This is a genomic window from Mycoplasmopsis cynos, from assembly GCF_900660545.1.
GTDB lineage: Bacteria > Bacillota_I > Bacilli_A > Mycoplasmatales > Metamycoplasmataceae > Mycoplasmopsis > Mycoplasmopsis cynos.
This window is the reverse complement of the sequence record NZ_LR214986.1, coordinates 233082-246555: the sequence shown is the minus strand read 5'-3', so window position 1 is coordinate 246555 and position 13474 is coordinate 233082. Positions and strand designations below refer to the sequence as shown.

The following is a 13474-nucleotide window of genomic DNA, read 5'->3' as shown; positions in this document are numbered from 1 at the left end:
TTTTGCCTAAACAAAAAATGGATGTACAAATGAAAAAAACGAAATATATAGCTTCTTACTTCAAAAAAACTCAAACAATTTTAGCTAATGAAAGACCAAGTAATATAATTGTTCTACAATTTTTTCAGCGCAAGGATAACTCGATGTTAGCTGGGATTTCAGAAGTTTTAGAATTATTAGAAGAAGTAAGTGATACTTCTAAATATACTATTAGATACTTACCTGATGGTTCAATCATTAATAATCTTGATATAGTTTTAGAATTAGAAGGACATTATCAAGATTTTGGAATTTGAGAGGGAATGATTGATGGAATTCTAGCAAGAAATACATCAATTGCAACAAATGCTTGAAAATGTAAATTAGCAGCTGGTGACAAAGAAGTTATTTTTATGGGAGATCGTGCTGATCATTATATAAATCAAGAAATCGATGGAAAAGCAATAGCAATTGCTGGAATAAAATTAGTTTCTACTGAAGCTCAAAAATATCCAAATAATGAACAAGAAGAAAATGTATTTGGTAGTATGCCTCATGCTTTAATTCAAGGTTTTAATGGCGATGTTGTCGCGGCAACTATTGCATTTCATAAAAATTTCCCAAATAATAAACTTATTTCATTAGTTGATTATCATAATGATGTAATTTCAGATTCATTAAAAGTATGAAATGCTCTAGGTAATAAAGTATGAGGTGTACGTATTGATACTTCTAAAAATATGGTAGATCATATGTTTGATAATGAAGAACCACATTATGGAGTAAACCCAGAACAAGTTTTCAGATTAAGAAAAGCTCTTAACGAGGCAGGGGCAACCAAATACAAAATTGTTGTTTCTTCTGGATTTGATGAAAATAAAATCAAGTATTTTGAAAGTTTAAATACTCCTGTTGATTATTATGGAGTTGGTCAAAGCATATTTAAGTTAAACAATTCATTTTCTGCTGATGCCACTATTTTAAATGGTCAAAAACAAGCAAAAGAAGGACGAAAATATCATCATAATCCAAATTTAATTACTTATAAATCTAAATAATTATTATAACAAAATCCAGGATGATAAGTCCTGGATTTTGTTTAATAAATAAGTTAAAAATTATTCAACTGAAACTTCAGCACCTGCTTCTGCAAGAGTTGCACGGATTTGTTCTGCTTCTTCTGGATTAATATTTTCTTTAATTGTTGCTGGTAAAGCATCAACAATTTTTTTAGCTTCCATTAATGTAAGACCCAAAACAGCTTGAACCGCTTTAATAACTGGGATTTTCTTTCCGTTATCAGCTTTTAAAACAACCTTAACGCTTGTTTTTTCTTCTGCTCCACCTTCTGTAGGAGCAGCAGCAACTGCCATAGCAGCCATTGGATCAATTCCGAATTCCTCTTTCATTGCTTCAACAAGTTCCATAACTTCTTTAATTGACATTTCTTTTAATGATTCAACAAATGTTTCTTTAGTTAATTTTGCCATAGTTTTTCCTTTCTATTAATTAAATTTAATAATTATTCTGTTTTTCCTTCACTATACATTTTAAGTGCAAGACCTAATTGTTGTAATGGTGACATCATTGAACGTGCAAGTATTGCAAGTGCTTCTTCATATGTAGGAAGAGTAGCAACTTCTTTAACACCGTTTGCATCAAGTACTTTACCTTCGTATGTACCTGCTTTAATAACCATAATCTTATGTTTTTTCGCAAATGAAGATAATAATTTAGCAGCAGCCATTCCATCATTTTCTGAAAATAAGAAAATGTTTGGGCCTACTAAATATTCTGATAAATCGGCTAAACCATTATTAGCAGCAGCTATTTTAAATAAACGATTCTTATAAACTTTAACATCAACACCTACTTTAGCTGCTTCACTTCTAAATTCTTCTAATTCAGCGACTGTTAACCCACGATATTCAGCAAAAGCTAGCGCTTGTGAGTTTTTTATCTTTTGAGAAATTTCTAAAACAACTTCTCTTTTTGCTATTTTAAACTTTGATTCAGTCATTGAGTCCCCCTTTCATTATTTATTAATTGCAATACCTCATTTTAAGACATACATTCGGTAACATATTTAAACTTAATCAATAAAGTAGTTACTGTCTTTATGTATTGCTTTACAATTATATTAAAAAAATGTAATTTCATAAATAAAAATTCAAAGAAAACACTTTAAAACTTTATGTTTTCTTTGAAAGAATTTATTGCTTTAATTTTTTATGATTGTTTTGAAAGGATGATTTATTCAAGAATTTGTTTATACCATTTGTTTAGATTTTTTTGCTTCTTCTTTTGCTTTCGAAAATTCGGATACTATTTTCTTACTTTCATCAAGTAATCATTGAGCATTTTTATTGTGACCATTTTCATTAATTTTTGAAAATTTACTAATAAATTTTTGTGCCTCAGATTTTTTTTCTTTACCAAAACTATTATTAACTTCTTTTTCAAATTTATTTCTTATAGTTTCATAAACATGTCAAATTAATGCACTTTCTGTAAAACGCCCACTAGTAGAATCATCAGTTTGTGCAAATCTTTTCTTTAAACTATCAGTATTAATGAAATTTTTAATCGTTTCAAATACTTCATTATACTTCTTTATTTTATCAGCTCAATCTGTTGGTAAAACTTTTGAAATTTCATCTACTTTTGTTAAAGTGTTTAGCTTATCTTTAAACTTATCCTTAGCAAATTTTTCTTTTTGAAGATTTAATTGTACTTTAGGATAAGGCAATGCATCAATGTCCTTAATAGCTTTCGCAAGAGCATCTTTAATTTTATTAAGTTTTGTCTTAAATTCCTTTAATTTGGTTAACTTTTCTTCTTCGGTTTTACCAGCTTCATTCTTAATATTTTCTACTTCGTTTCTTAATGTCATTATCGCTTGCGCTTTAGGATTTGGATATCCTGGATTCTTATCAATTTCTGCTAATAGTAATGTTGCTTTTTGTTCTAGTGTTACCGGAGGGGTTTGATCTTTGTCAGGTTTTTCTGGTTTTTTATTCATACCCTCATTAGGTTTATCTTTTTTATCAGTTTCATTAGTATTTCCTGAGTTTTCATTTGATGAACCGTCACCTTGTTCAGGTGCTTTTTCCGGTTTTTCTGGAGCTGAATCTTCAGGTTTTCCTGGTGTTTTAGGTGCTTGTGGAGCTGGATTTCCAGGTGTATTTTCTCCTTCTTTTGGTTTTGATGAATTTCCTTGATCATTTGGTCCAGGTTTTTCTTGTTCTGGTGTTGTTGAATTTCCTTGATTGTTGTTTTGATCTATTGCTTCTGTACTAGAATCACTTGCTTTAGGTTTTTTATTAGCACAAGCAACCACACCAGCACCAATTAATGTTGAAATTGATAATAATCCAAGACCACTAAAAATTTTCTTGTATTTACTCATTATTCTCCTTAATACTTAAAAAATGTTAAAAATACTTAATATAGGTTTAATAATTAGTTGTGTATGTAGTACGAGAAAATTTTAGTGGTCAATCATTATAAAACTTATCAATTTATCATCACAAAACGAACAAGTTCCTTTTTTTTTTTTTTTTTTAGCAAAGTGTGGTAAAATGCAGAAAAATCTTTTTGTTGTTTAATAAAACATTAAAAAGTGATAAGAAAATCACAATAATTTCTGGTTTGTAAAAGCTTTTTATTATATTTAAAAAATATATTTCATAAATCTTCTTATTCAGATTGCTTAAATCAAGAATTCTATTAATTACATTTGGTTTTCAACATTTAAAAAGCATTGTGTTAAATCACAATGCAAATTTATACTATTTATTTTTTGGTTTACTAATAAATTTTAAAAATTCATCAATTCACGGAACATTATTTGATTCAAATATCATTGATGTTAGATCATATACTTCAGGATGTTTTGAACTTTTAAATGAGCCTGAATATTTTGAAATTTTAAACATTGAAAAATCATTTTCTCCATCACCAAAGCAAATTGTACGATTAAAATCTAAATTATTGATCTTAAAAAGATATTCCAATGCATTACCTTTTGAAGCCTTGATAGACATAATATCTACATTAGGAAAATCTGAAACCTGAGCATGAACTTTATCTCCGTATTTTTTTATAATGCTATTTATATTATGAAAGGTATGATCATCATTTGAATCCATAAGAACATAAAACTTACATACTTGAAGATCATTTATTAAGTGACTAATATTGCCTTCTTTATATTTATCTCCCAAACGTTCAATATAATTTCTTTTTTCAAAAAAACCGGTTTTATTTGCATTATGTCCAATCATTTTATCAGGCGTATAAATAGAAAAGTCATATTTCCATTCAACTAAGGCATCATAAATTTCTTTAGCTATATCTTTATCTATAAAAAATGTTTTAAGTACTTGAATATTTTTTAAATCTCATATTGCTGCACCATTAGCAGTTATAACTGGAAAATTTGGAATAACTTGATCTAAATATGTTCTAGCAGAATGAAAATGTCTCCCTGTTGCAATAAAAATGTTTTTTCCTAATGCTTTTAGTTTCAAAATTGCTTCAAGATTTTTAGTAATAATTTTTGCTTCAGAATTCAATAATGTTCCATCTAAATCAAAGACAAAATTATCTAAGTCTTTTAATTCAAGATTTTGGTATTCTCTTTCTTTAAAATAAATCATTCTTAATTTATAACCTCCGAAATATTATCTATATCTTCTTGATTAAGTTGTTCTTTTGTTGAAATTAATTCTATTATTTCATCTATTTTTGAAATGTTTTGACTTAGTTCTTGTTTACGTTTTGAAATATTTAAAAAAGCTTGAACTGACAAAAAGAATGTAGTAAATGCAGAAACGATTGCAATATGAACAAATATATACATAGTATCATAAGGACGTTCATTCCATCTAATTGCATATAAGTTTAAAATAATAATTAGTGTTGAAATGAATATTCCTAAAATACTCAAAGAAAAAAATATTCAACTACCAACATAAAGTTTATATTGAGCTTTTTTTGTCACTTTTAAAAATTTTTCCTTGTTTTGTTTCGTCATTATTATTCCTCCTTATTCATTTTATTTTCATAAAGAAATGATGAAGACTTATAACGATCAATTTCTAAAATATTTAAAGCTCTTTTCATTAATCTAAAATCATTTTCTTGATCTAATTGATCAAAATAAATTCATTTTCTAGTTTGGTAATACAAATGTTCAAATTTTAATAAGTTGAATTTCTCCTTATAAAATCTAAATTTATTATTAATTGCAAAAAACGCAATTAATGAACTAATCATACTTGTTAACGAATTAATAATTGTAGTAGCTAAAATGTAGTTTGAACTATCTTTTCAAAAATCTAATCGATATGGATTTTCATTATTTTGGTAATTCGAATTATTACCTGCTAAAAAATAAACAGCAATAATAGCAACATATAATGTTGAAATAAATGTAATAGTGTTTAAAGAATAATACAAAATACCATAAATATATTTTTTTATTTTCGCCTTATTTTGAAGCTCAAGAAATCTTTTATAAAAAGCAGATTGGTTTTTTGATTTCATTATTTACCTACTTTATTAGTGCTTTTCAACTCTTTTTTAAGAATCTTTTTAATTGTTTGCTTTTGCTTTAAAGAAATCTTCTCTCATAAAGCATCAAGTATAATGCTTAAGTCAGTATCGCTAAGTTTTTTAGCTTTATATTTATCATTAATATAATTAAGCGTATTTAAAACTTTATGGTATTCACTATTTTTAGTATTATGTTTATAAATTGCTAGAAATATTGTTAATAAAAAAGAAATAATCAATAAAACAACGAATGTAATTAACAAAATAAATGAAAGACTTTGATTAGTAATATGTTCTTTTTTTGATATTAAAACTAATTTTACCAGTGCTCATATCGCTAAGGCAATTGATGAAACATTCAATAAAATAATTACAAATGAAAAAACATTGTCTAAAATTGAATAAATCCTCAACTTCTTGCGATGTAAATCTTGCTTTTCTTTTAGTTTTTGAACAATAGCTTGCATAACTAAATTTTACAATATGTAATAAATTTGATAAATTAAATTATTGAATAGTTTATAATATACACTAATATGAAAAAGGTAGCAATTTTTAGTGATGTTGACGGAACAATTTATCCCTTTCCCAGTGGAATTCTTTCTAAAAAGAACAAAGATAAAGTCAATGAAATAGTAGATAGAGGTGTGGAATTTATCATTAATACTGGCAATGGCCCTTATGATAAGATAAAAAATTTAGCAAATAATTTAAAAGCTCGTTATATCATCTTTTCTAATGGTGCTTTTATCTATGATAATTTCAAAGATGAGATCTTAAATATTGAATATATCGATCATAATGAAGCTAAGAAAGTTTGAGACCTAGCTAAAGAATTAGAATTACCGCTTTATTATTTTGGTACACATCGATTTTTTTTAAAGGATGCGACCGATAAGCATCGAGAATTCTTTACTGAATTTTGTCAATATAGCAATTGAATTGAGAATGGTGAAATTCCTCATGATTTACACAAAATAGAAACATATGGCTCATATGATAAAGTAAAAGAGTTTTATAAGTTAGCAAAGGAAAGAAAAATTAATCTTAATATTGTTGATTTGGATAGACATATCGAAATTACTAAACCAGGAATATCAAAAGGTTCCGGAATTAAATGAATTTGTCAAAATGTTTTAAATATTGATGTAAATGATGTTATGGCTATTGGAGATAGCCAAAATGATATATCAATGTTTCAAATAGTTGGATATCCATATTTAATGGAAAATTCTGATCCATATACTAGAACATTCGGAAAATATTTTACTTCAACTGTTGATCAAGATGGTCTTGCAGAAGCTATTGATGATTATTTATATCGTGTTGATTTTGATCTTAAAAGAGAAATTTCACAACAAAAATCAAACAAACAACAAAATTAATTTGTTGTTTGTTTAAATATTAACAAGGAGAAATATGGTTATAAAAGTCTTTATTTGAACTTTATTTGGTTTATTTTCACTATTGCTTCTTGTTATGTTTATTTTCTTAATTAGAAAATTAATTCTAGATGCTATTCATAAAAAAGCTAATAGTATCAAAAATAAAATTAGTATTCTTAATAATAACAATAAAACTATTTTGCAAAAAGTGTTTTATTTATCAAAAAATGAAAATAAGTATCTTGAATTATTAGATTATTTAAAAGATAAAAATAATTTAATTTATGACAATATAACAATTTGAAATAGCATTTATGATAAAACAAATGAATTACTTTCAAATCATAAAATTATTAAGTCATTTTTAAAACTTTTTAAACTTAAAAAAATCTTCAAAAAAATTAAATTCTTCCAATTACAATTTGATAAAAGAGGAAGTTATATCGAAAATGAATGAAGTCAAATAGATGTCAATTTTGCCCATATTTTAGAAATAACCCAGCACATTAAAGAAAATTTAAATAAAAAGAAGGGATTTTTAAAAACTTCATTTAATTATCTAGATAAAAAAGCAAATAATATTCGCTTGCACTTTGATAAGATAAACAAATTAAAATATAAAGGTTCATTTGATATTGCGAAAAATGAATCAGAAAAAATAATTTCAGAAATAAATGATATAAAAGATATCTTTAATTCAATTGAAAAAATTGAATTTGTAATGTTTTATCAATTACCTCTTGTAATTAAGTCATTAAAAAATTATGATAATTTTGATTTTTATGAAAAAATGAATAATCAATATTTAAAATTAAACCACAATTGAAATAGGAAAAGTTTTTTAAATATCAAAAACGAATTAATTGAACTATATGAAACAATCCATAAGTTTAAAACTACAAACTTTGAGACTTTTTTATTAGATTCATACTTAAAAAGGAATAAAACATTCTTCAATAGAATCATCAAAACTTTTAAAGGTATTATTGAAAAAAATAAATTTGTAAATAATACTTTTTTGAATAAGACTATGGAAACAATCAAAAAACTGCACAACACTTTGTATAATGAATCATTAAAAAACAATCAAAAAATAATATTAATAAGACAAATGCTAAGATTAATGCTAAAAATGCAGCAAAATCTTGTAATTTATCATCAAATTAATTTCTATAAAATAAATAAAACTAAACTAATAAATGATGAATATCTTAAATTATCTAATTTATATTTTTGAACAACTCAAAATGATCTACTTCCTGCTAACGTTGCAACAGAAGAAAATGTACAATTTTTAAATAATTTATATCAAAAAAAAATAAATAATAAAATTGATTTTATTACTAATAAAAAAGAATATCAAGAGTTTATACAAAAAATATCATTGCTAATAAAGATTATTTATGAAAATAGAGAATATAAAAAAATGTTTGAAATTCTACAAGTGTTTATCTCAAAAAATAAATCATTAAAGTCTAATTCAAGATTAAATAATATTCTAATGGATTGCGACATTTATCTAAAAAACAATAATTATAAAGAAGCATTTAAAGTCTTAAAAGATGCATTAAAAAATAGTTAATAAGGATTATTATGTATGAAAAAATTTTAATAAGATATGGTGAACTTGTTCTTAAGAAAAAAAATCGCAAAACTTTTATAAAGCAACTTGCTGATAATATTTTAAATATCGTTGGTCAAAAGCCAGAAATTGAATTTGATCGTATGTATATTGATTATAGCGAAGAAAGCCTTGAAAAACTGAAATACGTTTTTGGTATTAGTTCATATTCACCGGTTATTGTTGTGGAAAATGATATTGAAATATTTAAAGAAAATCTAACAAACCTTTTAGAACCAAACACAAAAACATTTAAAATAGCTGCTAGAAGAAATAATAAAAAGTTTTTTTATACTTCTAACCAAATTAATAATATTTTAGGTTCATATCTACTTAAAAAAACAAATTTATGTGTGAATGTTCATACACCAGATCAAATTTTTTATATTGAAGTTAGAAGTGTAAAAACATTTCTTTTTACCAATTACATTGCTGGATTAGGTGGATTACCGGTTGGCGTTTCAGGTAAGGTTTTACACTTAATTTCTGGTGGTTTTGATTCACCTGTTGCTGCTTTTCAAATGATGAAAAGAGGACTACGAGTTGAGTTTTTAACATTTATCACGCCTCCTCAAACTGACCAAAAAACAATTGACAAAATCGTTCAATTAGTGAAAATATTAAATAATTATCAAAATAGCTGTAATTTAATTATTGCTGATTATTCACATTTAATGAACTATATTTCATTTGTTTCAAAAGAATCATATAAAATCACACTTATGAGGCGAAGTTTTTATCGTATTGCTGAGCAAATTGCTAAAAAACATAAAATTCTTGCAATTTCTAATGGGGATAATCTAGGACAAGTAGCTTCGCAAACCCTTGAATCATTACACACAATTGGATCAGCTACAAAACTTCAAATTTTGCGCCCCTTATTAACATTTGACAAAAATCAAATAATTAATATTGCAAAAGAAATTAAAACTCATGATATTTCAATAATTAAAGCTAATGAAACCTGTGAATTATTCGCTCCAAAAGAGCCAATAACCAAACCTACCATCGAACAGGCTATAAAATTAGAAAATGAATTAACTAATTTATTAGAACTTGAAAAAGAATTAATTGAACAAAAAATAGAAATGATAAAAATAAATCAAAAAGATTATTAAGAGTCTTTTTGATTTTTTAATTACCTCAAAATATAACCATAAAATAAATATCCATTATATTTCACATAAACATTATAAATGCATACAAGTTTTATTTTTAAAAATAAAAAATTTATGGTATTATAAAAATATGTGGAAACATTCACACATTTTGTTTGTTTTCATATAGCAAATGTCATTTTTAAAACGAGGAGGTATAAATGAAGAAATTTGCAAGAACAGTATTAGGAGACATTGATCCAAAGGAATTAGGGGTCGTTGATTGTCATGATCATTTAATAAAAAATTATGGTCCAGAAGCGCATGAACACCCAGATTTTGTAATGCTTTCTATTAATGCTGCTATTAAGGAGATGAATGAATTCATCGAAAAAGGCGGAAGAACTGTTGTTACAATGGATCCGCCAAATGTTGGTAGGGATGTTTATAAAATGCTTGAAATCGCTGAAAAACTCAAAGGTAAGGCACATATTATAATGGCTACTGGTTTTCACAAAGCAGCATTCTATGATAAAGGAGCTTCATGATTATCTCTTGCGCCTATTGATGATATCGTAGAAATGATAAAAGCGGAAATCGAAATCGGAATGGATGAAATGAACTATAGTGGTCCGGTTGTTAAACGATCAAAATCAAAAGCAGGAATTATAAAGGCTGGAACTGGATATGCTGCAATTGATAGATTAGAATTAAAATCACTTGAAATTGCCGCTAGATCAAGTATTGAAACAGGTGCGCCAATATTAGTGCATACTCAGCTTGGTACAATGGCTTATGAAGCTGCTCAACATTTAATTGATTTTGGTGCAAATCCAAGAAAAATTCAATTATCACACTTAAATAAAAACCCGGATAAATATTACTATGAAAAAATCATTTCAGAGTTAGGTGTAACATTATGTTTTGATGGTCCAGACAGAGTTAAATATTACACTGATGCGACATTAGCTGAAAATATTAAATATCTTGTTGATAAAGGATATCAAAAACACATTACTATGGCACTTGATGCAGGAAGAATTTTATATCAAAGAAATTATGGTATAGAAAAGGGGAAAGAAACTTTCGGGTTAGGCTACTTATTTGATCGCTTTATACCATTACTAAAACAAGTTGGTGTTAGTGACCAGGCAATTGAGGATATTTTAATTAATAATCCAAGAGAAATTTTATCATTTGATGAAAAAAGAAAATTTGATCCTTCTAAGGTGAATCCTAGAGTACTTGAATTAAAAAGATCATTAAATGTTAAATAAAATTAGGAATAAAAAATATGATTAATAATTTAGAAAAAAGAAAAAAAACTAATTTAATAATTGGATGAATTGTCTTTGCTGCAATTAATTTAATTATTATTTTAACCACTTTGCTTGTGAAATCATCACAACATAAAATACCTTGAAGTGGTCGAGCATGATTAGATGCCTTTTTATTTTTATTAAATAAAGTTTATTTAGATAACTTCTTTAAACTTCCAGCGGTCCTTTTAGGTTCATTAACCTTCATTGGATATTTAGTTATTGGTAGAGGTTTAAGAGAATCAATAATAGGATTTTTAAAAACTGTTATTGGTTTTATATTATTACAAATCGGATCAGGAACACTAGTATCATTAGCTAAACCGGTATTTGATGGTATAAGTAAAATTTCCGGTTCAAGTGTTGGTATTGTTCCGCTTGATCCTTATTTCTCGCTAGCAAGTCAACAAAATTTCTTTAGTAATAAAGATATTTTTGGAAATAATTCTTATGTGTCATTAATTTCATTTTCATTTATTTTAGGATTTGCAATTAACATCATAATGGTTGCATTAAAAAAATGAACAAACACAAATAGTCTAATGATTACAGGGCATGTTATGCTACAACAAGCCGCTGTTGTTACTGCAATATTCTATGTAATTCTTTTTCAAGACCTAAGAATTTTCGATGGCACAATTACTTTTGGAGAACAAACTGGACTTGTGATAATATCCGGATTATTCTTAGGAATTTATTGAGCAACTGCATCTACATCAACTATAAAAGGTACAAATGCAGTAACTCAAAATGCAGGTTTTGCAATTGGTCATCAACAAATGTGAGCAATTACTGCATCATATAAACTAGGTAAATATCTAGGAAATAAAGAAGATTCAGCAGAACATAAAAAATTGCCTAGTTATTTAAAAATATTCGAAGACAATATATTCACTCAAACTATCATTATTCTTTCACTATTTTTAACTTTATTTATTGTTTTAATTGCTGTTGACCCAACAAAAGTAATTGAAAAAGATTTAATAAAATTCACAAAAGATTATGATATATGAAATAAATCCTTTGGTGGAGCTAACTTTACTCTAAATATTATTGGTGGCTCATTAAAAATCGTTGCTTCATTAATAGCTATTATCACTGGTGTTAGAATGTTCATTACTGAATTACAACAATCTTTTCATGGAATTAGTGAAAAAATAATACCAGGTGCTGTTGTTGCGGTAGACGTTGCAGCTGTCTATGGATTTTCAATTAACTCTGTAACATTTGGATTCTTATCAGGAGTTATAGGTCAATTCTTAGGTGTTGCATTAGTTATAGCTCTTTCATTAATACCTGGTCAAAATGTAGTATTTATTGGAATTCCATTGTTTATTACTTTATTCTTCAACTCTGGATCATTAGGAGTTTATGCAAATGCAAGTGGTGGATGAAAAGCTGCATTATTATTACCAGGAATAATTGGGTTCCTTGAAATATTAATTATTTCTTTTGCTTCAAGAGCATTATTCAATGGATCAGCTAACAACTTATCTCCACTTTCTGGTGGATACATTGGAATGGCTGATTGAAACTTATTCTTTGGACTACTATTCTGATTCTCATCATATCACTTTGCAGTTGCTTGAATATTAGTTATTTTAGCAATAATAACAATGATTCTAATCGGTATGATTGTAGATAATGGTTCACAAACAAAAGCTACATTTTTACAAAAAATATTAAAAATTAACCCGGTTCTTCTTCCAGAAAATAAATAACCAAAAATGAGGAAATATGCAAACATTAAAAATTATAGCTGCTTGTGGTAATGGTATGGGTACAAGCATGATAATAAAATTAAAAGTTCAAAAAATTATGAAGGAATTAGGTGTTAGTGCTGATGTTGAAGCTCTTTCTATGGGGCAATCAAAAGGTATGACTAATAATGCTGACATTATTATTTCTTCAAAGCACTTATCAAGTGAATTTGATCACAATCAAAGAGCAAAAATTGTAGGTGTAACAAACCTAATGGATGAAAACGAAATTAGAGAAGCATTAAAAAGTGCATTAGGTCATTAATATGAATAAAATAAATTTATTAGATATTTTAAAAAAATATCAATCTATTAATGTAAATCTTGTGGCAAAAGATTGAAAAGAAGCTGTCTTCTTATCAATTAAACCATTAATTGATAATAATCTAGTTGAACCAAGATATTATGATGCTGTTATTAAAAATACCATTGAATATGGTCCGTACTACATAATTTCTGAAAATTTAGCTATGCCACATGCTCAAAGCGATGCAGGTGTTAAAGAAAACTCCTTTTCGTTGATTACATTAAAATCACCTGTTTATTTTGAAGGCGATGAAAGACCTGTAAGAGTTTTGATTGCTCTAGCTGCAACTAGTGCTGAAATACATACTTCTGAAGCTCTACCTCAAATAGTTGCAATTTTTGAAGATAACAATAATTTAGAAAAAATTATTAATGCAAAAACTAGTGATGAGATTATTGAAATAATTTCAAAAATTGACTTTCAAAAATATTTAATTTAAAGGAGAAA

General features: G+C 26.5%; 15 protein-coding genes. 8 read left to right on the top strand and 7 right to left on the bottom strand.

Annotation, left to right across the window (positions count from 1 at the left end):
* The first annotated feature begins 17 nt into the window (after nt 1-17).
* Complete coding sequence (locus tag EXC48_RS01555) at nt 18-1037, top strand: nicotinate phosphoribosyltransferase (protein ID WP_220100391.1); 1020 nt, start codon at nt 18-20, stop codon at nt 1035-1037.
* 60 nt (nt 1038-1097) lie between these two features.
* Here the strand turns inward: EXC48_RS01555 and rplL are convergent, their stop codons facing one another.
* The 7 genes from rplL to EXC48_RS01520 all read right to left on the bottom strand — a co-directional run bounded on the left by rplL (nt 1098) and on the right by EXC48_RS01520 (nt 6005).
* The gene (gene rplL / locus EXC48_RS01550) at nt 1098-1469 is read right to left on the bottom strand and encodes a 50S ribosomal protein L7/L12 (protein ID WP_015287112.1); all 372 of its coding nucleotides are present in this window, start codon (nt 1467-1469) and stop codon (nt 1098-1100) included.
* A 32-nt stretch (nt 1470-1501) separates the two neighbouring features.
* Nucleotides 1502-1999, bottom strand: a complete 498-nt coding sequence (gene rplJ, locus EXC48_RS01545; RefSeq protein WP_015287111.1) for a 50S ribosomal protein L10 — start codon at nt 1997-1999, stop codon at nt 1502-1504.
* Between the two features lie 249 nt (nt 2000-2248).
* On the bottom strand, nt 2249-3388 hold the full coding sequence (locus EXC48_RS01540; RefSeq protein WP_015287110.1) for an ICP22 family protein: 1140 nt from the start codon (nt 3386-3388) through the stop codon (nt 2249-2251).
* Nucleotides 3389-3770: 382 nt separating this feature from the next.
* On the bottom strand, nt 3771-4640 hold the full coding sequence (locus EXC48_RS01535) for a Cof-type HAD-IIB family hydrolase (protein ID WP_015287109.1): 870 nt from the start codon (nt 4638-4640) through the stop codon (nt 3771-3773).
* 2 nt (nt 4641-4642) lie between these two features.
* Entirely contained in the window at nt 4643-5017 is a 375-nt protein-coding gene (locus EXC48_RS01530; RefSeq protein WP_015287108.1) for a hypothetical protein, read from the bottom strand.
* A gap of 2 nt (nt 5018-5019) precedes the next feature.
* The gene (locus EXC48_RS01525) at nt 5020-5529 is read right to left on the bottom strand and encodes a DUF4231 domain-containing protein (RefSeq protein WP_129720507.1); all 510 of its coding nucleotides are present in this window, start codon (nt 5527-5529) and stop codon (nt 5020-5022) included.
* Entirely contained in the window at nt 5529-6005 is a 477-nt protein-coding gene (locus EXC48_RS01520; RefSeq protein ID WP_129720506.1) for a hypothetical protein, read from the bottom strand. The genes EXC48_RS01525 and EXC48_RS01520 overlap by 1 nt, the downstream gene beginning before the upstream one ends.
* 69 nt (nt 6006-6074) lie before the next feature.
* On the opposite strand from EXC48_RS01520, the gene EXC48_RS01515 reads away from it, so the two are divergent.
* From EXC48_RS01515 to EXC48_RS01485, 7 genes are all read left to right on the top strand, one after another.
* Nucleotides 6075-6923 (top strand): HAD family hydrolase, encoded by an 849-nt coding sequence (locus tag EXC48_RS01515; RefSeq protein WP_015287105.1) that lies wholly within the window; start codon nt 6075-6077, stop codon nt 6921-6923.
* Between the two features lie 34 nt (nt 6924-6957).
* Nucleotides 6958-8505 (top strand): transcriptional regulator, encoded by a 1548-nt coding sequence (locus EXC48_RS01510; RefSeq protein ID WP_129720505.1) that lies wholly within the window; start codon nt 6958-6960, stop codon nt 8503-8505.
* Nucleotides 8506-8516: 11 nt separating this feature from the next.
* Complete coding sequence (gene thiI / locus EXC48_RS01505; RefSeq protein ID WP_129720504.1) at nt 8517-9662, top strand: tRNA uracil 4-sulfurtransferase ThiI; 1146 nt, start codon at nt 8517-8519, stop codon at nt 9660-9662.
* A 200-nt stretch (nt 9663-9862) separates the two neighbouring features.
* Entirely contained in the window at nt 9863-10918 is a 1056-nt protein-coding gene (locus tag EXC48_RS01500) for a phospho-furanose lactonase (protein WP_129720503.1), read from the top strand.
* A gap of 17 nt (nt 10919-10935) precedes the next feature.
* Nucleotides 10936-12681 (top strand): PTS ascorbate transporter subunit IIC, encoded by a 1746-nt coding sequence (locus EXC48_RS01495; protein WP_129720502.1) that lies wholly within the window; start codon nt 10936-10938, stop codon nt 12679-12681.
* A gap of 16 nt (nt 12682-12697) precedes the next feature.
* Entirely contained in the window at nt 12698-12985 is a 288-nt protein-coding gene (locus EXC48_RS01490; RefSeq protein ID WP_015287098.1) for a PTS sugar transporter subunit IIB, read from the top strand.
* Between the two features lies 1 nt (nt 12986).
* A complete protein-coding gene (locus tag EXC48_RS01485; protein WP_015287097.1) occupies nt 12987-13466 on the top strand; it encodes a PTS sugar transporter subunit IIA in 480 nt (159 codons plus the stop codon).
* The last annotated feature ends 8 nt before the right edge of the window (nt 13467-13474 follow it).